21 protein-coding genes, 1 tRNA gene and 4 pseudogenes are annotated in these 24,786 nt (G+C 43.5%); 18 read left to right on the forward strand and 8 right to left on the reverse strand.

What is annotated here, in order from left to right; genetic code table 11:
- The first annotated feature begins 5 nt into the window (after positions 1–5).
- The 9 genes and pseudogenes from cobU to AB6C75_RS09665 all read left to right on the forward strand — a co-directional run bounded on the left by cobU (position 6) and on the right by AB6C75_RS09665 (position 9,349).
- Positions 6–623, forward strand: coding sequence for a bifunctional adenosylcobinamide kinase/adenosylcobinamide-phosphate guanylyltransferase (gene cobU / locus AB6C75_RS09625; RefSeq protein WP_012604127.1), 618 nt, complete (start codon positions 6–8; stop codon positions 621–623).
- Positions 624–649: 26 nt separating this feature from the next.
- Entirely contained in the window at positions 650–1,267 is a 618-nt protein-coding gene (gene cobC, locus AB6C75_RS09630) for an alpha-ribazole phosphatase family protein (RefSeq protein ID WP_017099710.1), read from the forward strand.
- Between the two features lie 139 nt (positions 1,268–1,406).
- Positions 1,407–3,203, forward strand: a complete 1,797-nt coding sequence (locus AB6C75_RS09635; RefSeq protein ID WP_017099709.1) for a M3 family oligoendopeptidase — start codon at positions 1,407–1,409, stop codon at positions 3,201–3,203.
- Between the two features lie 268 nt (positions 3,204–3,471).
- On the forward strand, positions 3,472–4,500 hold the full coding sequence (locus AB6C75_RS09640; protein WP_017102184.1) for a succinylglutamate desuccinylase: 1,029 nt from the start codon (positions 3,472–3,474) through the stop codon (positions 4,498–4,500).
- Between the two features lie 133 nt (positions 4,501–4,633).
- On the forward strand, positions 4,634–5,629 hold the full coding sequence (btuC, locus tag AB6C75_RS09645) for a vitamin B12 ABC transporter permease BtuC (RefSeq protein ID WP_017096955.1): 996 nt from the start codon (positions 4,634–4,636) through the stop codon (positions 5,627–5,629).
- Positions 5,616–6,374 carry a vitamin B12 ABC transporter ATP-binding protein BtuD gene (gene btuD, locus AB6C75_RS09650; RefSeq protein ID WP_372107651.1) on the forward strand — a complete coding sequence of 253 codons (759 nt, stop codon included), beginning with the start codon at positions 5,616–5,618 and terminating at the stop codon, positions 6,372–6,374. Before btuC ends, btuD begins: the two co-directional genes overlap by 14 nt.
- A 29-nt stretch (positions 6,375–6,403) precedes the next feature.
- On the forward strand, positions 6,404–6,763 hold the full coding sequence (locus AB6C75_RS09655) for a DUF6559 family protein (RefSeq protein WP_009846928.1): 360 nt from the start codon (positions 6,404–6,406) through the stop codon (positions 6,761–6,763).
- 494 nt (positions 6,764–7,257) lie between these two features.
- A pseudogene (locus AB6C75_RS09660) lies at positions 7,258–8,624 on the forward strand (lytic polysaccharide monooxygenase).
- 236 nt (positions 8,625–8,860) lie between these two features.
- Positions 8,861–9,349 carry a GNAT family N-acetyltransferase gene (locus AB6C75_RS09665; RefSeq protein ID WP_017109820.1) on the forward strand — a complete coding sequence of 163 codons (489 nt, stop codon included), beginning with the start codon at positions 8,861–8,863 and terminating at the stop codon, positions 9,347–9,349.
- 136 nt (positions 9,350–9,485) lie between these two features.
- On the opposite strand, the gene AB6C75_RS09670 is transcribed toward AB6C75_RS09665, so the two are convergent.
- Positions 9,486–10,061, reverse strand: a complete 576-nt coding sequence (locus AB6C75_RS09670; RefSeq protein ID WP_076671730.1) for a nucleoside triphosphate pyrophosphohydrolase family protein — start codon at positions 10,059–10,061, stop codon at positions 9,486–9,488.
- A 187-nt stretch (positions 10,062–10,248) separates the two neighbouring features.
- On the opposite strand from AB6C75_RS09670, the pseudogene AB6C75_RS09675 reads away from it, so the two are divergent.
- Positions 10,249–11,320 (forward strand): annotated as a pseudogene (locus AB6C75_RS09675) (diguanylate cyclase).
- Positions 11,321–11,358: 38 nt separating this feature from the next.
- Here the strand turns inward: AB6C75_RS09675 and AB6C75_RS09680 are convergent.
- Together AB6C75_RS09680 and AB6C75_RS09685 are read right to left on the reverse strand one after the other, a co-directional pair.
- Complete coding sequence (locus tag AB6C75_RS09680; RefSeq protein WP_012604112.1) at positions 11,359–11,925, reverse strand: DUF1415 domain-containing protein; 567 nt, start codon at positions 11,923–11,925, stop codon at positions 11,359–11,361.
- Between the two features lie 85 nt (positions 11,926–12,010).
- The gene (locus AB6C75_RS09685) at positions 12,011–13,210 is read right to left on the reverse strand and encodes an MFS transporter (protein WP_372107652.1); all 1,200 of its coding nucleotides are present in this window, start codon (positions 13,208–13,210) and stop codon (positions 12,011–12,013) included.
- Between the two features lie 110 nt (positions 13,211–13,320).
- Here AB6C75_RS09685 and AB6C75_RS09690 point away from each other — a divergent pair, with 110 nt between their 5' ends.
- Positions 13,321–14,193: a LysR family transcriptional regulator gene (locus AB6C75_RS09690; protein ID WP_017104416.1), complete on the forward strand. Its 873-nt coding sequence runs from the start codon at positions 13,321–13,323 to the stop codon at positions 14,191–14,193.
- A gap of 88 nt (positions 14,194–14,281) precedes the next feature.
- Here the strand turns inward: AB6C75_RS09690 and AB6C75_RS09695 are convergent, their stop codons facing one another.
- Positions 14,282–14,518: a glutaredoxin family protein gene (locus AB6C75_RS09695; protein ID WP_371710069.1), complete on the reverse strand. Its 237-nt coding sequence runs from the start codon at positions 14,516–14,518 to the stop codon at positions 14,282–14,284.
- Between the two features lie 153 nt (positions 14,519–14,671).
- On the opposite strand from AB6C75_RS09695, the gene AB6C75_RS09700 reads away from it, so the two are divergent.
- Positions 14,672–15,169 carry a YgjP-like metallopeptidase domain-containing protein gene (locus tag AB6C75_RS09700; RefSeq protein ID WP_004734935.1) on the forward strand — a complete coding sequence of 166 codons (498 nt, stop codon included), beginning with the start codon at positions 14,672–14,674 and terminating at the stop codon, positions 15,167–15,169.
- Positions 15,170–15,173: 4 nt separating this feature from the next.
- Positions 15,174–16,517 carry a 23S rRNA (adenine(1618)-N(6))-methyltransferase RlmF gene (gene rlmF, locus AB6C75_RS09705; protein WP_372107653.1) on the forward strand — a complete coding sequence of 448 codons (1,344 nt, stop codon included), beginning with the start codon at positions 15,174–15,176 and terminating at the stop codon, positions 16,515–16,517.
- An 89-nt stretch (positions 16,518–16,606) separates the two neighbouring features.
- Here the strand turns inward: rlmF and pilW are convergent, their stop codons facing one another.
- Complete coding sequence (gene pilW / locus AB6C75_RS09710; protein ID WP_009846916.1) at positions 16,607–17,356, reverse strand: type IV pilus biogenesis/stability protein PilW; 750 nt, start codon at positions 17,354–17,356, stop codon at positions 16,607–16,609.
- Positions 17,357–17,525: 169 nt separating this feature from the next.
- On the reverse strand, positions 17,526–18,467 hold the full coding sequence (gene metA / locus AB6C75_RS09715) for a homoserine O-succinyltransferase (RefSeq protein ID WP_012604106.1): 942 nt from the start codon (positions 18,465–18,467) through the stop codon (positions 17,526–17,528).
- Positions 18,468–18,742: 275 nt separating this feature from the next.
- Here metA and AB6C75_RS09720 point away from each other — a divergent pair, with 275 nt between their 5' ends.
- Both AB6C75_RS09720 and AB6C75_RS09725 read left to right on the forward strand, forming a co-directional pair.
- Positions 18,743–19,111: an ATP-binding protein gene (locus tag AB6C75_RS09720; RefSeq protein ID WP_372064506.1), complete on the forward strand. Its 369-nt coding sequence runs from the start codon at positions 18,743–18,745 to the stop codon at positions 19,109–19,111.
- 73 nt (positions 19,112–19,184) lie between these two features.
- On the forward strand, positions 19,185–19,607 hold the full coding sequence (locus tag AB6C75_RS09725; RefSeq protein ID WP_372107654.1) for a DUF3859 domain-containing protein: 423 nt from the start codon (positions 19,185–19,187) through the stop codon (positions 19,605–19,607).
- Between the two features lie 155 nt (positions 19,608–19,762).
- On the opposite strand, the pseudogene AB6C75_RS09730 reads toward AB6C75_RS09725, so the two are convergent.
- A pseudogene (locus AB6C75_RS09730) lies at positions 19,763–20,868 on the reverse strand (M20/M25/M40 family metallo-hydrolase).
- A gap of 257 nt (positions 20,869–21,125) precedes the next feature.
- Here AB6C75_RS09730 and AB6C75_RS09735 point away from each other — a divergent pair.
- A pseudogene (locus tag AB6C75_RS09735) lies at positions 21,126–23,089 on the forward strand (diguanylate cyclase).
- A 153-nt stretch (positions 23,090–23,242) separates the two neighbouring features.
- On the opposite strand, the gene AB6C75_RS09740 reads toward AB6C75_RS09735, so the two are convergent.
- Positions 23,243–23,428: a hypothetical protein gene (locus tag AB6C75_RS09740; RefSeq protein WP_372107655.1), complete on the reverse strand. Its 186-nt coding sequence runs from the start codon at positions 23,426–23,428 to the stop codon at positions 23,243–23,245.
- 286 nt (positions 23,429–23,714) lie between these two features.
- On the opposite strand from AB6C75_RS09740, the gene AB6C75_RS09745 reads away from it, so the two are divergent.
- Both AB6C75_RS09745 and AB6C75_RS09750 read left to right on the forward strand, forming a co-directional pair.
- On the forward strand, positions 23,715–24,383 hold the full coding sequence (locus AB6C75_RS09745) for a DUF2726 domain-containing protein (RefSeq protein WP_029223195.1): 669 nt from the start codon (positions 23,715–23,717) through the stop codon (positions 24,381–24,383).
- A 265-nt stretch (positions 24,384–24,648) separates the two neighbouring features.
- Positions 24,649–24,725 (forward strand) — tRNA-Val (locus AB6C75_RS09750).
- Positions 24,726–24,786 lie beyond the last annotated feature (61 nt).

The raw sequence follows: 24,786 nt of genomic DNA on the forward strand, positions 1-24,786 counted from the left end.
TCCTTATGACAAACACGAATCAAGCTAATCAAATTAATCAAGTAAGTCAGCGAAATAGCCATCTGGTATTGGGTGGGGCTCGTTCTGGTAAGTCTAGTTTTGCAGAACAACAGGCATTATGTGCGCTTGAAGCATGTTCAAATGGACGCCTCAACTATATTGCGACGGCCACTTATTTGGACGACGAAATGCGTGAGAGAATTGCGCATCATCAACAACGTCGTGGTGAGCTGTGGATTGAGCATGAAGCCCCTGTTGAATTAGCCGAAAAACTGCAGTCTTTTGATCAAAACGATGTGGTGATGATTGACTGCTTAACTTTGTGGTTGAACAACATTATTTTTGAGTTGGGTGATGATGCGACCAATGAACAGGTTGAGGCCGTGGTCGAAGTTTTAGTGAAAAGCGTAGAGCAAAGCCCGGCGCAAATTATCATGGTGTCTAACGAAGTCGGTTTAGGTGTGGTGCCTTTAGGTAAAGTGTCGCGCCTATTTGTCGACAATGCGGGTCGCATGAACCAAGCGCTAGCTCGCGTCGTTGAACGCGTTACGCTGGTTGCTGCAGGATTACCATTGAGCTTAAAGCCGTCGAGCTATTTGACTCAAAGCTCGACTCATAATTAGATTGGTATCAAAGGTTAGTTGAACAAATGGAAAATGGAACAACCAAAAACATCTATCTACTAAGACATGGCAAAGTCGAAGGCGAAGCGGCACTTAATGGTTCATCTGATGTGTTGGTTAATCCTGATCTTCAAGATCGGATATGTGGGGCGCTGATAAAACAAGATATTGCCTTTGATTGCGTGGTTTCTTCGCCACTCAGACGATGTGGTGATCTCGCGAGCTTGTTTGCACAACGCATGTCGGTGCCTCTGTCTGTTGCACCAGATTTCCAAGAAATGAATTTTGGTGAGGTTGACGGGGTCGCATTTGATGAACTTGAAGACAAGTGGGCGATGTTAGACACCTTCTGGCAAGATCCCGCAAACCATCAACTGACTGGCGCGGAAAGTTTACAGAGCTTCCATAACAGAGTAACTCAAGCTTGGTCGCAACTTTTGAATGATCCAAGTGACAATATATTGTTGGTTACCCATGGTGGTGTGATTCGCATTCTGTTAGCACATTGTCTTGATATTGATTGGAAAAATCCGAGTTTGTACTCGAAGCTATCGATAGAAAACGCGTCGATAACTCATATTCAAATCACTCAGTTTGCGCAGAGTTTTATCAGCGTTAAATCGATAGGGCTACCTGTTCTCTGAGTGTTAAAAATACACAGTTTAAGAATTAACAATCTATTAGATCTGTAAATAGAAACAGAAATAAGAATCGAAATATAAAGCGGCGTTTACAGCCGCTATACCAGATTGGTATTACTACCTACGTGAAAGGAATTTAGTCATGACAACACCGAGTTGGGATCTAAGCATTGCTTATCGCGATCTTAATGATGCAAAAATCGAACAGGACATTGAACTCATTCAACAATGTATTGAGCTGTTGTACCTACACGTTGAAAAGCGTCATATTATCCTAGCGATGCAAAACGCCATTCAAACTTCTGAAGCGGCAGGCACGTTACTGAGCACAATCAACACCTTCGCTAATTGCCACGCATCGGTAGACGCGACGCACACAGAAGCCAAAGCACTGCTTGGTCGAGTTGCGAAACTGAATTCTGAAATGTCTCAAGCGTTCAGCCCTTATGAAGACACGCTAATCCACGCAGAACCAGAGTTTATTGATGCAGTTTTAGAGCATGACAGCGCAGATGTAGCAGGACAACGCTTTGCGATTGAAAGCTCGCGTAAGTTATCAAGCAGCCGCCTTAGTGTTGCTGAAGAGCAGTTATTGGCCGCGATGAAGGTTGATGGCCGTGATGGATGGGGTCGTTTGTACGATAACTTAACCGGTTCTTTAAAACTGTCGCTAAAGCTGAACGGTGAAGACGAAGCGCTAGGTTTTTCACAAGCTGCGAGCTTGTTGTACGGCAGCGAATTCGACAAACAAGAACCGGCATGGCGCGCAGTCCAAGGCGCAATGAAGACGCACCAAGAGTCTTTTGCTTCAATTCTAAATGCGCTTGCGGGTTGGCGACTGACAGAGAACAAAAAGCGCTCGAAAATAAGCGACGTACATTTCCTTGATCCAAGCCTACACGCCAGCCGCATCGTACCTGAAACGCTAGACACCATGATGTCGGTAGCAAAGGCAAATCGCGAAGTAGGCCAGAAAGCAGGTCTGTTAATGGCAAGAGTTCACGGGCTTGATGAAATGAAGCCTTGGAACCATTTAGCCGCGATGCCTCCGCTGGGTGACAGCGAATCTAAGGTTTATTCATTTGATGAAGCGATTGAAGTGATCAAAACCGCTTTTGCTGAAGTCAATCCAGAGATGGCTGATTTTGTCGCATTAATGGTTGAGAACGGTTGGATTGATGCCGCTCCGGCTGCGAACAAACGTTTAGGCGCGTACTGCACCAAGTTTGCTGCGACACGTACACCTCTTGTGTTCATGACATGGAGCGGTAGCCGCTCAGACTTAATGACATTGGCACACGAACTAGGCCATGCGTTCCATAACTGGGTGATGAAAGACATGCCTTTGTGTCAGACGCGCTACCCAATGACGCTAGCAGAAACCGCTTCAATCTTTGCTGAAAACATCGTCCGTGACCACTTGTTAAAACAAGCACAAACACGCAATGAGAAACTTGAAATGTTGTGGGAAGAGCTTTCTTCTTCACTCGCTTTGATGGTAAACATTCCAGTACGTTTCGAGTTTGAGAAAGCCTTCTATGAGCAGCGTGAAAAAGGTGAGCTAACGGCTCAGCAGCTGTGTGACTTGATGGAAACCACTTGGAAGGAGTGGTATGGCGATGCAATGACAGAAGCCGACCCTTACTTCTGGGCAAGCAAACTGCACTTCAGCATCTCTCAAGTGAGCTTCTACAACTACCCATACCTGTTCGGTTACCTGTTCAGTAAAGGTGTTTACGCTCAGCGCGATGCTAAGGGCGAACAATTCTACGGTGATTACGTTTCCTTGCTTCGTGATACGGGCAGCATGATGGCGGAAGAAGTCGTTCAAAAACATTTGGGAATGGACCTGACTCAAGCTGACTTTTGGCAACAAAGCATCGACATGGTCAAAGTTCAAATCGATGAATTTGAAAGATTGCTCGATCAGGAAGATTAATTGATCTCAATCTGTTCATGGTAGGTAAGAGCTGTGTTAGCTTACGTGGCTCTTATCTTGCTGATATAAACAGAGATAACCAAAAGTTGTTTTAAATAGGTAAAATTATTTGGAATAGATGTCGGTTAGTAAAGTCAGCAGGTAATACAAAAATATATGGGTAGTATTTGTGAGTGATAACGGAGTTTCTATTGATAAGTGCGATCCTAGCAACACAATTTCTATGTACAATTTATTAACATACGGCCGTGCAATTAAGGAGTAGCGCATGACGAAGACCCTCTTTCGCCAATCATTTCTTTTTGACAGCCTAGATCTTGAGCAAGAAGTGGTTGCAGGACAGACCGTACTGAGTAACGGTGTTCAAATTAAGCTTCATCAACGCGGTGTATTGGAAGTGATTCCCGCAGAGTATAATTCTGAGACCAAGAACATCATCTTTTCAACAGGTGTTCATGGCGACGAAACTTCACCAATGGAGCTGATTGATAAGCTCATTGAGGATATTGAAACCGGCTTCCAAGTCGTGACAGCAAGATGTTTGTTCATCATTGCTCACCCAGAAGCGACCAATGCGCATACGCGTTTTCTTGATGTGAATATGAACCGTCTGTTTGATGAAAAACAGTACGAGAGTAATCGAGAAGTGGACATCGCGAAGAACCTTAAGTACTTGGTTACTGAGTTTTACAAGGAAACGGTGCCTGCCACTCGTTGGCACTTAGATCTGCACTGTGCTATCCGTTTGTCTAAGCATTACTCTTTCGCCGTAAGCCCTAAGGTTCGACACGAAGTTCGCAGTAAAGCCTTGTTCGATTTCATTAACAGTGCTCACGTTGAAGCGGTGTTGTTATCCAATGCGCCAACGAGTACTTTCAGTTGGTACAGCGCTGAAAACTTTGAAGCCCAAGCACTGACAATGGAGCTAGGGCAGGTAGCAAGAATTGGTGAGAACCAGCTTGATAAGTTAACTGCTTTCGATTTGGCAATGCGCAATTTGATTGCTGAAATAGAACCAGAGCATTTGCCAAAGAAAACCATTACTTATCGCGTAAGCCGAACCATTGTTCGTTTGCATGATGATTTTGATTTCATGTTCTCTGATGCCGTTGAAAACTTTACGGCGTTCAAGCACGGTGAAGTGTTTGGTCATGATGGTGATAAGCCATTGATGGCGAAGAATGAAAACGAAGCAGTAGTGTTCCCAAATCGCAACGTTGCTATCGGTCAACGAGCGGCCTTAATGGTGTGCGAAGTTGAAACACGATTCGACCACGGTCAGCTTGTGTACGATTAATACCGACTCGGGTTTAAACGACGAAAACAACCGCTCAACTGGTTGAAATATCAAGGTTCACATTACGGTGTGAGCCTTGAGTTTATTTGGGGATACAGGTAAGGTTACGCGAACAATTTCAAAGTAGCTTGATATGGATTTCCAACAACTTCTTCACCAAAAACAGCGCAAATGGACCCGAGCCATTTATCTGATGGCAGCACTGCTTGTCGCGCTGAGTGCGATTTACCTAATGGTTGGCGATCTTTTCATTTCCCCTCTGGGCACCTTGTCCACGTTAGAACAAAAACTACTGATTGATTTACGCTTACCTCGACTATTGGCGGCTATTGCTATCGGGGCAGGGTTAGCCGTATCTGGCGCAAGCTTACAAGTCTTATTGGGTAACGTATTAGCAGAGCCCGGTGTGCTCGGCATTTCTGGTGGTGCAAGCTTAGCGATGGTGATCGTGCTGTTCTTCTTACCGTTTGCTCCTACACCAGAACTGTTCATGATTGCCGCCGTTTTAGGCTCACTCTGTTTTACCGTGATTCTAGTGAGCATGGTAAAAACGATGCGACTCACCACGGCTAAATTACTGCTGGTGGGTGTCGCGTTAGGTATTCTTTCTGGTGCGATGGTGACATGGGCGTTCTATTTTAGTGATGACTTAAGCCTACGCTTGTTGATGTATTGGCTGATGGGCAGCTTAGGTGGCGTGACTTGGTATCAACACTCGCTCACGTTAGTGATGATCCCCGTGATTATTTGGCTGTGTCTCCAAGGTAGCAAGCTAGACAAGCTGATGATTGGCGAAACGCATGCCGCGCAACTGGGTGTGAACGTTCCGAGATTACGTTGGCGTCTAATTTTCGCTGTGTCTATTTTAGTCGGCTGCGCGGTAGCTTTAGGTGGCGTGATCAGCTTTGTTGGCTTGGTTGTGCCACACTTATTGCGTTTAGCGATTGGTACTGATAACAAATACCTTCTTCCTTTGTCTGCCGTTGCTGGCGCTGCGTTGTTGGTGTTTGCTGATATTTGCGCGCGTACATTACTCGATTCTGCAGAATTACCTTTGGGTGTGATGACCACCAGTATCGGTGCGCCTATCTTCATTTGGATGTTAATTAAAAATCATGATTCAAATTAAGAGCCTGAGCGTCGGCGCTCGTTTATTACCATTATCATTTGAGCTCAAGCAAGGGCAGGTGACTCATGTCATCGGTCCTAATGGCAGTGGGAAAAGTACCTTATTAGAAGCGATATCTGGCGTTGGTGATGGCTACAAAGGTGATATAAAGTTCGACGGACAAGACTTGTCAGTATTATCACTACAAGATTTATCATTGCATCGCGCTTATCTTTGCCAAAGTGCAAGGCCCGCCTTCAACTTGGAAGTGTTCCAATACCTTGCGTTGTCACTGCCAAGTTCATCACACGGCCTTGATATTGAAATCAACGCAGCTTTGGACGAAATCAGCCAGATGCTAGACATCACAGACAAACTTCATCGTTCAATTCAGACATTGTCTGGTGGTGAATGGCAACGCGTTCGCTTGGCGGGCATGTGTCTGCAAATTTGGCCGACGCTTAATCCATACGCAAAGCTGCTGATCCTCGATGAACCCGCAGCTCCATTGGATATTGCTCAAGAAGCCTTGTTATACAAGCTCATTGAACGAGTGGCAGAGAAGGGCATCGCCGTGATCATGGCTAACCACGACCTGAACCGGACCTTGAGGCATGCCGACCAAGTACTGCTGCTCGAAAAGGGCGTACTACAAACATCAGGCAGTGCAGAGCAAGTGCTTGTGCCTGAACAGCTAGAATCCGTATTTAACACGCAAGTAAAAAGCATCTCGGTCGACAATCAAACTTATCTATTGTTTGGTTAACTTAGGCTCATCAATACAAGGCAATCTCTTTGTTTAGATATATTCAACGACGACGAATCAAGAAAGTAATCAAATCACTTTCTGCAAAGTTGGTGAAAGCGTACGGAAGCAGTGATTTTTTCTCTATTGGGCAAGTAGAAACGAGTTCATGTGAATTGAGTAAGCGCCAACAACTGGTTGCCTTAGCATTGTTTGCTGACCCACAAGACCTTGCTGCTGAAATTGCTCCAGCCATTCAATTGCTGCGTAATGATGTGTCTAATGACTTCTTCGGTGGTGAGGAATATAACGCGCGTGATGTACTTAATTTGTTGGGCGGTGGCGGTTGGAAGGGCGGTCGTATGGACGATGATATGTCGAATCGATTTGGCATGAATAGCCGCTATTAGTTTAGCTCGTTCAAATTAACGTTTAATGATTTATCTATTTATAAACGCATACGCTCAGTAGCTTAATAGCTTAGTAACTTAGCGACTTTGCAACAGTCTCAACAACGTTTTGATGATGATCAAAAGCACTCAATATCATTATTTATGCGAGCGTTTCACTCCAATTGATTCCCTAAAAAAATACCTTCCTAGTGAACTATTTTCTTAGGGAATGCGTAATTCGTGTCGGTAAAAATCGATAATTCGAAGCAATATCATCTATCTCTAACACATTTCTTTGAGTTGTGTGACTCTGATTCCTTTCAAAATAAATCCCACTTTTATTGATAGTTATGACGTATATATTTTCCGTGTTCTTTAAGTCAGAAACTATAAACCCTCGAACTGCAATCTTGATTAGTAAATATCCAATCAATATTGCATACGGGGGTAAAATAATAGAGAGTGGGAAAGTGAAAACAGCAAATAATAATATTCTAAAAATAGCAGTGGGGATGGCTATGCTATCCAGCGTACCATCAGTAGCAAACGCTCATGGTTGGTCTGAATTTCCAAGTGCACGTCAGAATACGTGTTACGAGCAGGGCGGAGTTTGGTCAGGTACGCCACCAAATGCGGCATGTGCTCAAGCAAAAGATATTTCTGGGTCATATCCTTTCGTTCAACGCAACGAGTATGCGAAAAATATCCAAGATTTCAACAACATTAATGCTGTGAAAGCGGCGATTCCAGACGGCACTTTGTGTTATGCCAATGATTCGCAAAAACGTGGTATGGGAGCACCTCATACAGGTTGGACTCGCACCGAGCTAAGCACTGGTACATTTGAATATGTATTCAACGCGACTGCACCACACAACCCGTCATTCTGGGAGTTCTACCTAACAAAACCAAACGCCGACCTGAGCAAAGGCCTAGCGTGGGGTGATTTAGATCTTATCCAAGAAGTTGGCAACGTGACGATGCCGCGGGTGAAGGCTTCTATAACTGTTCTGACATCACTATCGCGGGGGGAACAACCCCTCCACCAGAGCCGGGTCCTGAACCTGATCTAGTCCGTGGCGACCTGTTTGTTTCTGACCAGTTTGGTACGCCAGAAATTGGTGATACGGTTAAGTACGACATCATCAACAAGTACGGTGAAGTCGCGCGTAGCTTCGACATCGTTATCGACGCTTCAAACGTTAACGATTGGGCTCGCTTGTTGGCTTCAGAGATTAACGGCTGGCACGAAGAGTTTAAAGATGGCGCGATCTTCATTGGTGATTGGCACACTGAAATGCAGCACTACATGTACTTCCAAAACGATCCTTCACGTAACTTCTTTAACTCAAAAGATAGCCGTGCTTCTGGTCAGTTAACGCTGATTGATGGTGGCGACGGTGGTGTTGAACCATTGAAAGGCGACATCTACGAGCTAGTGAAGAGTGACAACGTAGTGAATGCTGGCGACAAAGTTGTGATTGCAACAAGCGAAGCGGCGACATTGACTCAAACTCAAGGCTCTTCAGTAAGCATTCAAAATAACGGCACGGCTTCTATCGTAGTTGATACCACTGGCATCACTGCAAACGAAACTCTATCGTTTATGGCTAGCTCGATTGAAAGCGAAAGTGTTGAAACCTTCACTTTTGAAGTAATTGCTGATGACGGTGGCGTAACACCAGACCCAGATCCAACGCCGGATCCTGATCCGACTCCTGACCCAGGCACATGGGATTCATCAGCTACTTACCTTGGTGGCGAAGTCGTGACTTACTCGAACCAGTCATGGAAAGCGCAATGGTGGGTTCAAGGTGGTACAAACCCTAAAGCTACCTACGAAAATGATCAGTGGGGCGTTTGGCGTCCAGTTAAATAACGCTATAGGTTTCATGATATGGGCACACCCGAGGTGCCCATATCGAATTACCTCTAGTTTAACTAACCTTGATTCTTAAAATTTACTTCTTCAGAACATCCACATACATTCCCCACATCAGATCCAATAAAACAATTTTATCTAACCTATTGTTAAATATTTACTATTTGATAGTGTGTCTAGGTGCACATTAAGGATGTGTTTCATATTTAGCGATGAAAATAGTAGGAGTTGCGATGAGTATTATAGTGAGACGGTCTGAACCGTCAGATGCAAAGGGAATCAAAGAAGTTTACGAATGCACAAACGCTTATACCGGTACGCTGCAACTCCCAAATCCATCTTTGGAAAGCTGGCAGAAACGAATCTCAAATATGCCCGACAACGTGTACTCGTATGTCGCGATGATCGACGATGAGATTGTTGGTAATTTGGGAATGGAAGTGTGTGTAAACCCGAGAAGGCGTCATGTTGCTTCATTCGGTATGGGTGTTAAAGACGATGTATTAGGCAAAGGTGTCGGTAGTCAACTGCTCGCGACCGCGATCGACTTGTGTGATAACTGGATTAACATCAAACGACTGGAGCTAACGGTGTACACCGATAACGAAAGAGCGATCAGTCTCTACAAGAAATTCGGTTTTGTTATTGAAGGAGAGTCGGCTGGGTTCGCTTTCAGAAATGGCGAATATGTGGCGGCTTATCACATGGCACGACTGGTATAGTGTTCTGCTTCTAATACAAGGCTCCAATTACCACAGCTAGGGCTTTCTAATAGATAATAAAACGCCACGTTAAAATAACGTGGCGTTTTCGATTTTAGTCAACTGCGGCTTTAAAGTGCTTCAGTTGTAGCCTTACTTAAGCCGTTAGAGACTCAAGGTTCGCAGGGCGGTAATGTACTGATTTTAGTACTTTACCTTGGCGAACTGTCTTGCCTTCCGATACGAAATCTTCCGCACACTTAGCGATGATGTATTCACCTTTTTGAACAGCCATCAGTTTGATGTTCTGCTCAGCATAGAAAGCTTCAGTTTCTGCGTATTCTGTTTCGTTACGGCACACTTTACTCATGTTGCTTGAGTGTACTTCGTCCCAACAAGGCAGAAAGTCGATTGAGCGGTTTTTAGAAACATTCAACAGTAGGTCGATCAGGTAGCTGATTGCTAGGTTGTCTTCAACCTTAGCTTGGCCAAGGTGAACTAAACGTCCCATCAAAACATAAACGCTGTCTACAATAGCGTCCGCTTGTTCGATTTTAGAGTCAGCTTCTGCAAGTTCTGTTAGTTCTTCGATCGCTAGAGATGTGTGTAGCGTATCGCCTTTTTCGTCCATTGTTTCAGGAGCAGCAACAGGCAGATCAAAAGTACTGCGGAACTCTTCAATGTCGCGGTAAAGGTGATCGTAGATTTCTTGGCTTAGTTGAGAAAGGTTCATTTTCCTATCCATTCTGTTTCGTTAATGGGGTATTTTACCAAAGCTGGGAATAGGGTGCTAACGCAAAGTCGACTTTTATTCATTGGTTTAATGAGGTATCTTGCATAAAAACTAATTGATTAATATATAATTTACAGTAGGCCACACGTAATATTGCCAATCAGTTCTCCGTCGTAGGATCACAGTTATGCACCAAGCTAATGAAAGTGAAGTTTGTTATACGTCGTTTGTATCAAATCACCAATGATTATCGAAAAGGGTTCGATATTCAGATCGCTCAGCTGCTTATCATGGGGCTTGAACGCTTCAACCTTGATATCGGTATTTTATCTAAAGTCGAGGGTAATACTTACTTAGTTGAACACTCTGTCACACCTGAAGGGGTTGAGCTCAATAGTGGCGATATCTTCGATTATCGTTCAACCTATTGCGAAATTACCTGTAAATCGATTGGTCCTATCTGCATAGAGCATTGTGGCAAACACGATAAGTATGCGACGCATCCCGCTTACCAATCTTTTGGGCTAGAGTCTTATATTGGTATCCCGATTTTCGTCAATGATGAGCTTTATGGCACCTTAAACTTTTCAAGCCCAGCTCCCTATCATCGCGAGTTTAAAGAGTTCGATATCGACGTTATGCGGTTAATGGCCTCATGGATCGAAGTGGAACTGGTTAGAAGACAGCAAGAACGAAAACTCAAAGAGCTGAATGAGAAGTTAGAGTACCAAGCTATGTACGATCCTCTGACCCATTTGCCAAATAGACGTTGCTTGTTCAAAACGTTGAATGCAGAAGTGGAGCAGTTAAAAGGCTCTCTAGGTAAAGGGACACTAGCCGTCGTAGACATCGATTTCTTTAAGGTCGTTAATGACACTTACGGTCACCAAATGGGTGACGTTGTTTTAAAGAAAGTGGCAAACGTTCTGCGCAATAATATTCAAGATGGAGAGTTTGTAGCTCGCTTTGGTGGTGAAGAGTTCATTCTTTGGTATCCAAATAGTACACCAAGTGGTGTTGAAGATAAGTTCATGACTCTTTTACAAGAAATGAAGAAAATCACACTAGATAGTAAGCCTATCACCATATCAATTGGTGCGTGTCATTTTGAGTTGAGCACTGGAGATAGCAAAGGGGAGAGAATGTCGGCATTAGACTCGCTAATCAAAGTTGCCGATGAATGCCTGTACATTGCTAAACAAAATGGACGAGATCAGTTTATATCTCGCCCATATCATCAAGAACACTCAGACTCGTAAGTTGAAGCTGTCAGCTCTTAAAGCTCAAAGGTTAGTTCTTAACTGAATAGATAAGGGAACAACTTACGACGCTCTTCGGGTGTTAAAGATTCAACTCTCGCGATGTTGGTATCAGGAATCGTTTCAGGGTTGGGGTAGTGCTTCAACACTTTTTCCATACTCGCTTCACGAATCAAATGGTAAACCGGATACGGAGAGCGGTTAGTAAGATTTTCATCGTCTTCTGGATCCGCACCACCAAAGCAATAGTCTGGATGGAAGGTTGCCACTTGATAAACGCCTTCCCAATCTTCTTGCTTGATCAAGGCTTCAATCCAATCAATGAACATGTTGTAGTCGAAGAAATCTTGCAGCATGTTAGGCACAACCACCAAAGTCGTCTCTAATTCTGCGACTGGCGTGTTATCTAATTCTACAAAGTGCGTCATGATGTCTTCTAGTAACGCTTCTTCCGTTTTCGCTTCACTCACAAAGATCTTAATCTGTTTATTACGTTGTGGCTTAGCTGCAAATGGACACAGGTTTAGGCCAATAACGACATCGTCTAACCACTGTTTTACTTGGTCATGGATGGTTTGAAGATCTGAGCTTTGAGTGTTCGACATAACAGGTTCCGAAATGAAATTTTGCGTAGGATATCAGAACGGACGTTAATCAAAAGCAATAATTGAGTTACAACCTCAGTCGTACTTATGCTTGTGCGAGTTTAGAGGCTGACACTTGAAGTTGTTTTAACTGGTAGACCCAAGCAAATATCGCAACATAGAAGATAGAACCACCGGCGATAACACCATTCCAACCGAACAACTGCCAGCAATATAAGAGTAAGAAACCACCCAAGCTCCCGCCTATGTAATAGTGAACTAAGTAAAGTGCCGTTGCTGTCGCTTTCGCGCTCGGTGCTTTTTGACTTACCCAAGAATAGGCTAGGGTATGGGCGAAGAAAGCTCCGCCACTGATCAATAACAACCCAGCTAACATGAATGGGACTTTGTCGACGGCAGAAACCAACATACCAATTAAGCTGATACACACGCCGATCAATATACCGTTTAACGGGTCAAAACGAAGTGTCCATTTATTGGAAAGTTTAGAGGTTATCGTACCGGCTAAGTAACATAGGAATATCAGCGAAGCTAAACCAACGGGTACCGAGTGAGGTGCAGATACAAGCCTGAAGCCCATTACTGAGTACAAGTTAACGAACAGAGCAAAGTTAGCGCCACCAATCAACATCGCGAGCCACAAGGTACGGTTTCTTAAGTGCATCACAACCGAGCGGTTATGATGAAAGAACAACCCTTTCTGAGGTTTGAAGTTTTGTTGGTCAGGCAGACTATACGCAATATAGAGTGCGCCAAGCAAAGAGCCGACAACGAAAAACAGAACTGTTGCATGCCAGTCGAAATAGTCCGTAATCAAGCCACCCAATACACGACCGAAGATGCCACCTAATGAGTTAGCCGCAATATACCCACCAATCGCGATGGCGAATGCCTTAGGTGACAACTCTTCAACCAAATAGGCAACAGCCACACCTGCAAATGCAGCGACTGCAATTCCCATGAATGCTCGAGCAATAACAAGCTGTAGTAGAGTAGTCGTGAACACCATGCTCAGTCCAATCAAAGGAATAGCGAACAGACTGAACAGAATGATGGGCTTTCGGCCAAAGGTTTCAGATGCGATTGCCCAAGGCACCAAACTGATGGAAAGCCCAAGTGTTGTCGCGGCAAACAGCCAGTTGATCTGAGTTTCCGATACTTGGAAGTGCTCGGCCATGTGCGGCAAGATTGGCTGAAAGAGATAAAGGTTACAGAAAATGATAAACGATCCAATCGCCAATGATTGGGTGATACGTTTGTATTGAGGGCTGCCTTTATCAAACATTTACGTTGTGCCTGCGCGAGTTAGTAAGCTATTTGTGAACAAGTTATCAGTACAATGGTGATTAAAGAAATATATTAAAAATATCACTTCTATATAATTAATATATCGACATGCTTGAATCAAAACCACTTCGACATTTTCTGGCTGTTGCTCAGTTTGGCAATTTCACTCAGGCCGCCAAAGCGCTGCATATCGCACAGCCTGCATTGAGTATCTCCATTAAAAAACTAGAGCAGACACTTGAGTTGATTCTATTTCGTCGCGGAGATAAATCCGTCACCTTAACGGAAGAGGGCAAAGTGTTATTTGAGCATGCGAAGCGAATCGCCCAACAGTTCAATGATGCTCAACTCGCAATGAATGAGCTAAAGGGACTAGAAAAGGGAGAAGTGCGATTAGGCGCTCCAAGTATGATGGGGAGCTACTTTTTCCCACAGGTGGTGATGGCCTTTAAAAGCCAATACCCAAACCTAAAACTGACGCTTATAGATGCTGGTACCGCTTCGATTCGTGAAATGCTGTTAAACGGCGAACTGGATATCGGGGTTATCAATCATGAAAATGTCCCAGATGATCTCGAAACCGATCACTTGTTGAGTTCTGAGATGCTAGCTGTTGTTGGTAAAGAACACCCATTAGCGTCACAACCATTCATTACCTTTGAAGAGTTTTTCGCTCAAGAACTGATTATGTTCAAGTCGGGTTATTTCCACCGTGATTTCATTGATGCGACCTGTAAAAAATACAATCTCGATATGACCATCGCCTTCGAAACCAACTTATTACCAATGATTCTTTCTATAGTAAAACGAGAGTTTGCCATTACTGCGCTGCTGAGTTTGGTCACAGAATACGAAGAAGACGTCGTGGGGGTGCCATTTAAAGATCCTGTAAAACTCAATCTATCTTTGGCTTGGAGAAAGGAAGGGTACTTGTCGAAGGCAGACCGAACCTTTATTGATTTCGTTAAGCGCTACGTGTGATTTAGAATGGTATAGAACAACAAAGCCCGAGTATCCTAGATTGGACATTCGGGCTTTATTTTATAGAAGTATTACTGGCTTAGAGCACTTAGTTACTCTTTGAGTTATACATCTTATCGAAGTTCTTCTGATTCCAGCCGACCATCACCTGGTCGCCGATTTTAAGTACGGGGATAGAGCGAGCTCCCATCGCTTGCAACTCTTTACGACCACGCTGCATCTTTGCATTCGTTAGGCGGTAAACAATTTTCTTTGAATCCAAATAGCGCTGTGCATCTTTACAGTGCGGGCATTTGTCTGCGACGTACAATACAACACGTTTCATTTTTATAATCTCTTTTTGAGTCTAGCTCTTGGTGAATCTCGCTAAAGTGTAACGAATCCTAGGTGATTAGAAAAGTGTGATCAGTTACACTATGCGGCTCAATTTTCAAGACCACAACGTATTGTCGTGGTGTAACTTGTACGGTCTTTCAGCATGCATCCTTCTTTACGCTATATCCAAGGCTACCCGAAGCACATTCTCGACCCGGTAACTCAACTAGTTGAATCGGGAAAGTTGGTGCCGTGGTTCGAAGCTCGCTACCCAAAGAATCATGAAATAAAAAGCGAGAAAGCCCTGTTTGACTATGCGATTGAGATTAAAAATCGTTATATGAAAAAAACACCACCGATCAGTAAAGTGATTTATGACGGCAAGATACACCTAATTAATAATGCATTAGGTCTGCACTCTTACGTCGCGAAGAATCACGGTGGAAAGATCAAATCGAAGAATGAGATTCGTATCGCTAGTGTTTTTAAAAATGCGCCAGAACCTTTGCTGAGAATGTTGGTGGTACACGAACTGGCGCATATCAAAGAGAAAGAGCACGACAAAGCCTTTTACCAACTATGCTGTCACATGGAGCCGGAATATCATCAACTTGAGTTAGATGCCCGTTTATTCATGATGTATTTAGATTTAAAGAAGTAGCCCAATGAGCCAATCACAAAACAGAACGACGCTAAGCCTGTCGAAAAACAGTACCTCCGCAGCAAAAGCAAAAGATAACCAAGCTAACGAAGGTAACAGTACGCAAGGTAACCGCAAGCAAGGTGATGTTAAGCCAAATGCCGGCACGCCAAGCAGCGACAAGCGTATTTCTACAAAGAACACATCAGACCGCAAAAACAGTGCTCCCAAAGGTGCTGACAACAAAGCAAAGCGACCTTTTGCAAAAGATAGCAAAGGCAAACCGGGTGCGAATAAAGGATCATCGAATAAGGGTTCTTTCAATAAAACTGCATTTAACAAGAATGCAGCACAGAAAAGACGTTCGGCAGAGAAGCCTCAAGGTGGATTACACCCAAGAAACCAACACACAGGTCGCTACGACTTTGAGTTATTGGTTGCAGCGTTGCCAGAGCTAAAAGAACACCTGATCAAGAACCCGGTGGGCGAAGACACCGTTAATTTCTCTGATCCATTGGCTGTTAAGCTACTTAACAAGGCTTTACTGGCGCATCACTATGGCGTTAAGCATTGGGATATTCCTGCTGGTTACTTGTGCCCACCAATTCCTGGCCGTGCAGATTATATCCACAGAGTGGCAGACATCTTAAATAGCGATGGACAAGGTGAACCTTATAATCATGCCTCTGTGAAAGCATTAGATATCGGTGTTGGTGCAAACTGTATTTACCCAATCATTGGCGCGACAGAGTATAAGTGGCGCTGTACGGGTACGGACGTCGATTCAGTCTCCATCAAAACAGCGAACTTCATTGCTGAAAGTAACCCTAATCTAAAAGGTAAGATCCGAGCTCGCCTGCAAGCGGACTCTGAATCTATCTTTAAGGGCGTGATTAAGGATAATGAACGTTACGATGTCACTATTTGTAATCCTCCATTCCATAGTTCTCTAGAAGAGGCGGAAAAGGGATCACAACGTAAATTGGATAACTTAGCGGCAAACCGAGCTAAGAAAGCGGGCAAGTCATTCAAGCCCGAGATGAATAAGAAGCCAGCCAAATCGATTAAGCAAGAGAAACCAACCTTAAACTTTGGTGGCCAAAAATCTGAACTTTGGTGTCCGGGTGGCGAAGCTACTTTCATTATGAAAATGGCGAGAGAGAGCCAACTTTTTGCTACTCAAGTATTGTGGTTCACGACATTGATTTCTAACAAAGATAACGTCGATATGGTTCGTTCAGAGCTGGGTAAGCTAAGAGCTAAACAAGTAAAAGTGGTTGAGATGTCGCAAGGCCAGAAGGTGAGTCGCTTTATCGCATGGACCTTTATGGACGACGAGCAAAGACAAGAGTGGATTGCGCTAAAATAGCGGCAGCACTGTGTTAAGACATTAAGTTGAAATTACGTACGGGCTTGTTGTTAACGCAACAAGCCCGTTTTTTGTGTTTTTCATATGCGCTAAGCAGAAAGTAACTCATCTAACTTACTCTGATATTTCTTCTCTAGAGCACTGTTACCTGCTTTGTTTTCGAGATCGACCAAGATTTTAAGCGATGGAATTTGGTAGCCATAACGCTGGTGGAATTTGAATAAACGAAGCCTAGCGTCGTTGTAATCGGCGTCACTCACTTCAATTTTTGATAGCTGTAGTATCGATTTTACGCGATTTGGATCGTGGTCAATCGCTCGTGTGAAGTAGTATTTTGCTTGGTCGGTATTACCAGCCTTAAACGCGCAGAATGCCGCATTCTCATAACTTGCAGAGACAAGGTAGTAGTAGGGTTGGTCAATAGCGCGATTGAAATATTTATCAGCTTGCTCGTATTCGCCTTGTTTACACAAGAACGTACCGTAGTTATTCAATACATTGCCGTTTCTTGAATCTAGACTGAGTGCTTTGCGGTAAGTGGTTCTTGCTTCATCTACTTCGCCAACTTGCTCGTAATAATGTGCCATCGAAAGTTGGGCGCGGTAATAGCTAGGAGCGTGTTTGATAGCGAGCTCTAGGTTTTCACGTGCCTTGACCATATTACCTTGTCCCATGTAGCCCAAACCCAATTCAATACGTGATTGAGACATCGCAATTGGATCACTTGCCATTTTTGGTGGACCTTCGGTTACAGAAACACAACCTACCAAAGAAAGAGAGGCGAATAGCGTTAGATGAGATATCAGGGTGGATTTTGGTAATAGCGACTTGTTAGGCATGTGCAGCTCCTTTTGAACACAAACCTATGATATGAAATCGAATACATTTAAGTGTTATGTCGATTATGGAATGCGACCCAAACACCATAAAAAAGCCGTGTCCCATTTGGTGTTTTATCAACAACCTATGGAAGACGGCTTAATGTGTTTGTGAATCGGAAGAAAGAACTTAGTCGTCCTTGGTGAAGTTGTCTTCGCTGAAGTGATCCAGATCGTAAGGCGTTTGTTGGTAAACGCAGTAGTTAAGCCAGTTTGAAAACAATAAGTGTCCATGACTACGCCAACTTGCTACAGGCTTGTTGTCTGGATTGTTGTTCGGGTAGTAGTTGATTGGTATCACAGGCTCCATGCCTTCACCCAAATCACGAATGTATTCGTTGTGAAGTGTATGCGCATCGTATTCAGGGTGACCGGTTACAAACACGTTTCGCTTATCTTTGGTTGCCGCAAGGTATACGCCCGCCACATCAGAAGTCGCAAGAACATCAAGGTCGGTATGCTCGGCCAAGTATTCCTGAGAGAAATCAGCATAGCGAGAGTGCGGTGCCAAAAAGGTATCGTCGAAGCCACGTAAAATTGGGTGGTACGGGTTATGTATCTCGTGGTTGTAAACCCCAGAAAGCTTATCTTTACGAGTTCGTTTTGGTAAATCATACAAGAGCTTTAAGCCAGCTTGAGCAGCCCAACACACATACAAGGTTGAGGTCACATGCTTGTTTGCCCATTCCATGATGGTTTTTAGATGATCCCAGTAGATAACGTCTTCAAATTGAACCAAGCCAAGTGGCGCACCAGTGATGATCAATCCATCAAAGTTTCTCCCTTTGACCATTTCAAATTGACGGTAGAAGTTATCAAGGTGTTCTGTCGGAGTGTTTTTACTTGGTCGGTCATCAATACGCAACAGCTCTACATCGACTTGCAATGGGCTGTTGGATAGTAGGCGCAAGAATTGAGTTTCAGTTTCAATCTTCTTTGGCATTAGGTTGAGGATCAAGACTCGAAGTGGACGAATTTCCTGTGTCGATGCTCTTGATAACGGCATAATAAAGATGTTTTCTTCACGAAGAACATCAGATGCTGGCAATTGGTCTGGAATGCGAATAGGCAAAGCTTTCTCCCTAAGCTAGATATGTAGACGTCTATACATCTAAATCTATAGTAGTTTGATACGCTTGTCGATATACAAAATGGATAGTTGTAAATTATTTGTGTTTGCTTTCAGAAGTCATTCACCGACGTCGAGGGGAGTCTCATTGTATTCAGTGATTATCTGAGTCGAGTATAAGGACTCGGTTTTCGGATGTTGAGCAACGGCAGTTATCAGAGAAACTCGTCACTATTTAAGATAAACTCATGTTTTAAAATTAGCCTGTAAAGTGACAGATGAAGTTAATACTCATTCGAGGGTTGCCCGGTTCCGGCAAGTCAACAAAAGCAAAAACCTACGATGCATTGCATGTCGAAGCGGATATGTATTACGTGAATGAGCAAGGCGACTATAATTTTGACCCAAGGCAGTTGCAGCAAGCGCATGAGTGGTGTCAGAACACTGCAGAAGACGGCTTGAAGCAAGGGTTAGACGTTGTGGTGTCGAATACTTTTATTAAGCAGTGGGAAATGAAAGCCTACCGCCAACTCGCACTCAAATATAAAGCGGATTTAGTTATAGAAGTGTGCCGAGAGCAATATGGCAGCATTCACGACATTGAACCGTCGGTGAATAAGCGCATGGCAAAAGATTGGCAAGAATAGCCTCGTGCTTATCCAGCTTGGGTGAGTGGCAAATAGAATTAATTAATAGAACAACTCCAAGGTAACGATTGAAATGGCAAAGCGCTCTGTTGTGGTCGACATGACATCTTACGGCATCTATACAACGTGGGATTCCAAATCTAAAGATCTTCCAAAAATCCAAGAGTTCACCACTACCGTTGATGCTGAAATCGACGTGGAATTTGGCTATATCTTGAATATCAAAAAAGCCAAAGGTGAAAAAATCCGTTACTGCATCTATCACCCGAACATCACCACCGACACGGGTGAAGTGCTCGAACCGTTCGATGGTGAAGAGCATGTCGGCAACAATGACTGGGATTTTTACTTAGGCGATACTATCTGGGCTCCTGTCTCCAACAAACTAGGTAAATGGCGTATGACGGTTGAGCTAAAAGGCAACATCATTGCTGATAAGACATTCGACCTTGTAGCGAAAGATGAAGGGCAGTTTTGGAAGCATAGGGGTTTTTAGATTAGAACTTCTGTCTAAATTAAGACAACAAAAAAGCCGAGTCACACGTTACATGTGAACTCGGCTTTTTGACGTTCACTAGATGGCATTTTCTATTTCGTCAACGACTAAGACAGGCTTGTTAACAAATAAGGCCGGCTAGTTAACCAGTAAGACTATTGAGTCACGTAAGCCACAACAAACTCAGTGATTGCGACCATGTCTTTCACTGCAATGTACTCTTCAGTGGTGTGAACTTTCGCCATACCTGTAGAAAGGTTAACCGTTGTTAGGCCTTTCGCGTTGAAGTTGTTTGCATCGCTACCGCCGCCAGTGCGTTTAGTGTTCGCTGTTACGCCAAGCTTCTCGAATGCGGATTTGATAGAAAGAATGTGCGGGTGATCGTCTGCGATAACGAATGCATCGTAAGCACGAGTCGATTCGATTTCTACTTCAGCACCGAACTGTTTTACACTCTCTTGGAATGTAGAGATCATGTGCTCAACTTGAGCTGTTAGCTTTTCTCCGTTTAGAGAGCGAGCTTCAGCCACGACTTTAAGTTCTGGCATAACGATGTTAGTCGCTTGACCGCCTTCAACAATACCCACGTTTGCAGTTGTTTCTTCATCAATACGAAGCAGGCTCATTTTAGTGATAGCGTCTGCTGCTACTTGAATTGCGCTGATGCCTTCTTCTGGTGCTAAACCAGCGTGAGCAGGGCGACCTTTGATCTTCGCAACAATTTTTTGCTGACCAGGTGCTGCATTTACGATAGTACCAATCGGGCCGCCTGTATCTAGAACAATAGCGTGCTCAGATTGAATGTAAGACATATCGAAGTTCAAAGAACCGAATAGACCGCCTTCTCGAATACGGTGAACGCGATTTCAATGGTTTTGTGAGCTTGGCCTTCAGCTTGGATTACGCGAACCGCTTCCATGATCGCTGCGATACCAGACTTGTCGTCGCCGCCTAGAATCGTATTGCCTTTAGAGCGGATGATGCCGTCTTCAATGATTGGCTCAATGCCGATACCTGGCGTTACTGTGTCCATGTGGCAGCTGAACACTGTGCTACCTGGAAGAGTGCCATCTAGACGAGCGTAGATGTTGAAACCGTTAGACACTTCTTCAGGAACCGCCAGTTTGTGAACTTCGAAACCCAGTCCACCGAGTTGCTCAGCCAAAGCTTCAGCAATCGCTTTTTCGTTACGAGATTCACTATCAATTTTCACTAGATCGCAGAAATGTTCTACGAGGCGTTGTTCATTAATTTGGGTCATTGTTAATTCTCATTTTGCTCCGTTGTTTCTAAAGAAGTCACGGAGGCTGGAACAGGAAAATAACTATAACGCCAATGAGGTAGATGATTGTCTGAGTTAAATCAAGAAAGTTGCCTGATTATTCTAATTAATGGAAAAACCCAATTCAGATCCACCAGTGCGCAGGATTTTAATCTGTATATCTGTCGGGTATAATAAGTTTCTAATATAGATAAACAGCAGTGATATGGTCATTCAATTTGTAACGGTCTTAATACATGAATAAAAACAACGTTTTAGGTTCGTTTCTACTCGTTGTAACAATGAGTGCCGTACTCGGGCTTTATTTACTGTATCCGCTCAATGATGTGGACTTGAGCCCTCCTCAAGCCGACAACACTTCTGTCTACACTCCAGAAAAAGAACTCTCTCAAACTGAATATGGAAAAAAGATAATTCATATTCTCGGTTTATCACGCAGTGACCCCTCTGTTGCAAAACATCAGTTTGATCTACTACGACCGCCCACTAGCGTTAATGACAAGACAATATACCAAGCTTATCGACTTATGATCTTGTCTAATGTCGCTCAACATCAACGAGATGTCGACGCCGTGATGGCCTACGTAGAACAAATAAAAGCATTGTCTGAGCATGAAGGTATGTTGTGGTTGAAGTCAGAATCATTGGTCGAATCTGCGATTGAATATCTCAAGAAAGGCGAACTTGCAATTGCGGAAATTGAAATTCGGTCCGCGATAGGCATTGCTGAATCTATTCGTTACGATAAGTTATTGGTTAAAGCGTATAACACCGCGGGGGCGATCAATAACGTGCGGAACGACTTGCAAGACGCTCAGTACTTTTTCTATAAAGGGCTGCAACTTGGCAAGCAGTATCAACGCACATTTATAACAGCAAGCTGATGTCGAACATGGCGTTGCTCTATATCTATTTAGAGGATTGGCCTAAAGCCCTGCGTATTATCGAGAAAGCAAAAAAACTCTACTTTAAAAGTGGCTTACTTGAAGATGACGCTATTGGCATTCTTTACATTAACGAGTCATTTCTGCATTTGAACAGTGGTGACGTGACTAATGGCCGAATTGCTTATGAGAAGGCAAAAGCACTCGATAGCAAAAGAGTCAGTGCTCGATACAAAATCTTATTACTGAGAACCTACAGTGATGTACTGCTATCAGAGGGCAATTTCAGCAAAGCATTACAAGTGGCTAATCAATGTCTTCAAGCGCCGAATATTAAGAAGTACACGCTTCAAAACGGGCAGTGTTACCTAAACCGAGCGTTAGCTAACATTGGACTGGATCAAGATGACGCCATATTGAATGATCTTGAACGAGCACTTGCAATCTTTGAAGTGGTTGGGAGCAGAAGTTGGAAGGTACTAGGCTTAAAAACACTGGCTGAATATTACGAATCTCAGGGTGACCTTGATACTGCACTGAGTTACTACAAACAATATTATCATGGCAACAAAGCGCTATTGTTTGATAAAAGGCAGAGTGACATTTTCTTACTAGAGCAAGACTATGCAAAACAGACGCTTGCTAACGAAAATGAATTACTCAATACAGAAAAAGACCTCAACGAGTTGCTGCTTCAAAAGGAACAATTGATAAACAGAATCGTGGTGGCATTGATCATAATGGTCAGCATTAGTGCTGTATTACTGGCGATTCGGCTTCGTAGCATTCAAAGTAAAAATAAAGCGCTGGTCACTCAATCTACAACGTGTGCGCTAACGGGTTTGTACAACCGACGCTATCTAGAGCAGTTGTTAACTCAGCCAATGCCATTTAATACTTCACGGTTTGGGATCAGTCTCGTTATTCTAGATCTTGACCACTTTAAGCGCGTTAATGACACCTTTGGGCATGATATTGGTGATGAGGTTTTAGTGGAAGTGGCAAGGCGAGTAAAGCAGCACTTCTTCCCAAATGATGTAGTGGCTCGCTGGGGTGGTGAAGAGTTTGTTATGCTGTTGTCTGGTTCCATTGATCCTGAGCAACAGTTGAACGTTATCCGTTTAGCTATTTCTGAAACACCCATTGATACGCACTCCGGCTCTTTAGACCTCACCACATCGATAGGAGCGTCGATTGGTATTGTTCATGAGCAACTCAATCAAGATACTTACAAGAAGTACCTCAAAGCCGCGGATGATGCACTATATCAAGCGAAAGAGTCGGGTAGGAATCAAGTCATCATCGCTGAAAGTTAATCGCTAATCTGGAAACAAAAAGCCATTCTGATCTTCGTGAGATAAGAATGGCTTCTGGAACACTCTGAGATCGCTAATATAAAAATTTGAGTGAGAAGTGAGGTTTACTTAGCGATATGACGAGTTTATCTATATCAACATTTTCTAAATGAGTTATTTAGCGACACCTTGGAGCATCTCAACCAATTCGCCTTCTGTCGCTGGTTCGCTAGCGAGTTCAATTACCGCTGAAGTCCCTCCCTTTAACATGTAGGCTTGGGTTCCGCAGTGGTCATAGTGGAACCATTTACCATCTACACATACGTCGGTATAACATCTTGGGTCTTGTTTGAGTTCCATAGTCATTTCCTTATTAACATTTGCCTAACGTTTTTCATGCTAATTGGTCACAACTTGGTGCGATTTGATCTGAATCAATTTAATATGTAATTGATGATTTGATTATTAAATAGGAGATGTGCGTCTTGAACTGTCGAAGCCGATAAAGAGACAGCCTCTGGCGATTAAAGCGTTCAAAGGTCATGATTCCAATTCGCAGCTCTGCTTCTTTTGCTTGCCACGTGACGCTTTTCTACATACGCTAACCACTCTCTTAATCCCTATACAAATGTGATTGTGTTGGAAAATGACTAATATCTTTATCGTTGTAATTGTTCTGGTTGTGTTTTTTTACTTTATTCAAAACTATCTAGTAAAAAATGATGACACCAAAGATCATGCTTATCAAAAGAAAGGCTCGTTAATGTCGGCGCAACAAGCGACCTTCTATAACGCACTCAAATCCGCAGTGGGTAACCATGGAGAAGTATTTGCTAAAGTGAGCATGTCTAACATTGTTGTCCCCGCTAAGGCGAACAATAAAAAGAATTGGTTTATTGCGAACAACAAAATCTCACGCAGTTATTTTGACTTTGTAGTGTGCGACCCGCGAACGTTAGAGCCACGCGTAATCATCGAATTGGACAATGGAAAAGAGCTGAATAAAGGAAAGGTTGATCGCGAGAAGCTATTGATGCACGTTTGTAAATCGGCTGGCCTTCCACTTATTGGCGCTTCAATTAAGCACAGTTATCAAGTGAGCCGTTTGAAGAGGTTACTGGCAGCACACATCGATTTGATTGAGCCATCTAAAGAAGTTCGATTCTGTAAGAAATGTAGCAGCCCTATGATCATCAAACTCGCAAGCCATGGCGATTATAAAGGCCGACGTTTCTTTACTTGTAGTCGTCAACCTAACTGTACTTATACCGAGAACTACAACGTCGTGTTCGACATGGACGAAGATTCTAACTAATACATTGCGCCAAAGTGCTCAGTAAAGGGAGAAAAGACACGAAGCATGCTGATGTCTGTAATCATCGAAGTTGAACTTAAATGTGATCTACTTCAAGCCATTGTTCTGCTTTGTGTTTAAATTTTATTCTGATTGTTGTTTTTAAAAGCAAACGAACAGTTTTGTGCAAATTTATCCTTGCACGCATCCAAATCACTCGCTATTATCCATCTCGTTCTGAAGCGTTAGCCACTTAATAAAGCGGTTAGATAAGTTTCACAGCACTGCCCGCTTAGCTCAGTTGGTTAGAGTACTTGCATGACATGCAAGGTGTCACTGGTTCGAGTCCAGTAGCGGGCACCACATTATACGAAAGAGCCCACCTAGTGTGGGCTTTTTTGTGCCTGTAATTCCTTGTCTTATC

It is taken from the genome of Vibrio sp. 10N.237.312.B06 (assembly GCF_041464685.1).
GTDB classification, from domain to species: domain Bacteria; phylum Pseudomonadota; class Gammaproteobacteria; order Enterobacterales; family Vibrionaceae; genus Vibrio; species Vibrio tasmaniensis_A.

What these genes read in the sequence shown, in the direction of transcription:
- cobU (WP_012604127.1), top strand. Translation starts at nt 6, where the DNA reads ATGACAAACACGAATCAAGCTAATCAAATTAATCAAGTAAGTCAGCGA.
- cobC (WP_017099710.1), top strand. Translation starts at nt 650, where the DNA reads ATGGAAAATGGAACAACCAAAAACATCTATCTACTAAGACATGGCAAA.
- AB6C75_RS09635 (WP_017099709.1), top strand. Translation starts at nt 1,407, where the DNA reads ATGACAACACCGAGTTGGGATCTAAGCATTGCTTATCGCGATCTTAAT.
- AB6C75_RS09640 (WP_017102184.1), top strand. Translation starts at nt 3,472, where the DNA reads ATGACGAAGACCCTCTTTCGCCAATCATTTCTTTTTGACAGCCTAGAT.
- btuC (WP_017096955.1), top strand. Translation starts at nt 4,634, where the DNA reads ATGGATTTCCAACAACTTCTTCACCAAAAACAGCGCAAATGGACCCGA.
- btuD (WP_372107651.1), top strand. Translation starts at nt 5,616, where the DNA reads ATGATTCAAATTAAGAGCCTGAGCGTCGGCGCTCGTTTATTACCATTA.
- AB6C75_RS09665 (WP_017109820.1), top strand. Translation starts at nt 8,861, where the DNA reads ATGAGTATTATAGTGAGACGGTCTGAACCGTCAGATGCAAAGGGAATC.
- AB6C75_RS09670 (WP_076671730.1), bottom strand. Translation starts at nt 10,061, where the DNA reads ATGAACCTTTCTCAACTAAGCCAAGAAATCTACGATCACCTTTACCGC.
- AB6C75_RS09680 (WP_012604112.1), bottom strand. Translation starts at nt 11,925, where the DNA reads ATGTCGAACACTCAAAGCTCAGATCTTCAAACCATCCATGACCAAGTA.
- AB6C75_RS09685 (WP_372107652.1), bottom strand. Translation starts at nt 13,210, where the DNA reads ATGTTTGATAAAGGCAGCCCTCAATACAAACGTATCACCCAATCATTG.
- AB6C75_RS09690 (WP_017104416.1), top strand. Translation starts at nt 13,321, where the DNA reads ATGCTTGAATCAAAACCACTTCGACATTTTCTGGCTGTTGCTCAGTTT.
- AB6C75_RS09695 (WP_371710069.1), bottom strand. Translation starts at nt 14,518, where the DNA reads ATGAAACGTGTTGTATTGTACGTCGCAGACAAATGCCCGCACTGTAAA.
- AB6C75_RS09700 (WP_004734935.1), top strand. Translation starts at nt 14,672, where the DNA reads ATGCATCCTTCTTTACGCTATATCCAAGGCTACCCGAAGCACATTCTC.
- rlmF (WP_372107653.1), top strand. Translation starts at nt 15,174, where the DNA reads ATGAGCCAATCACAAAACAGAACGACGCTAAGCCTGTCGAAAAACAGT.
- pilW (WP_009846916.1), bottom strand. Translation starts at nt 17,356, where the DNA reads ATGCCTAACAAGTCGCTATTACCAAAATCCACCCTGATATCTCATCTA.
- AB6C75_RS09720 (WP_372064506.1), top strand. Translation starts at nt 18,743, where the DNA reads ATGAAGTTAATACTCATTCGAGGGTTGCCCGGTTCCGGCAAGTCAACA.
- AB6C75_RS09725 (WP_372107654.1), top strand. Translation starts at nt 19,185, where the DNA reads ATGGCAAAGCGCTCTGTTGTGGTCGACATGACATCTTACGGCATCTAT.
- AB6C75_RS09740 (WP_372107655.1), bottom strand. Translation starts at nt 23,428, where the DNA reads ATGGAACTCAAACAAGACCCAAGATGTTATACCGACGTATGTGTAGAT.
- AB6C75_RS09745 (WP_029223195.1), top strand. Translation starts at nt 23,715, where the DNA reads ATGACTAATATCTTTATCGTTGTAATTGTTCTGGTTGTGTTTTTTTAC.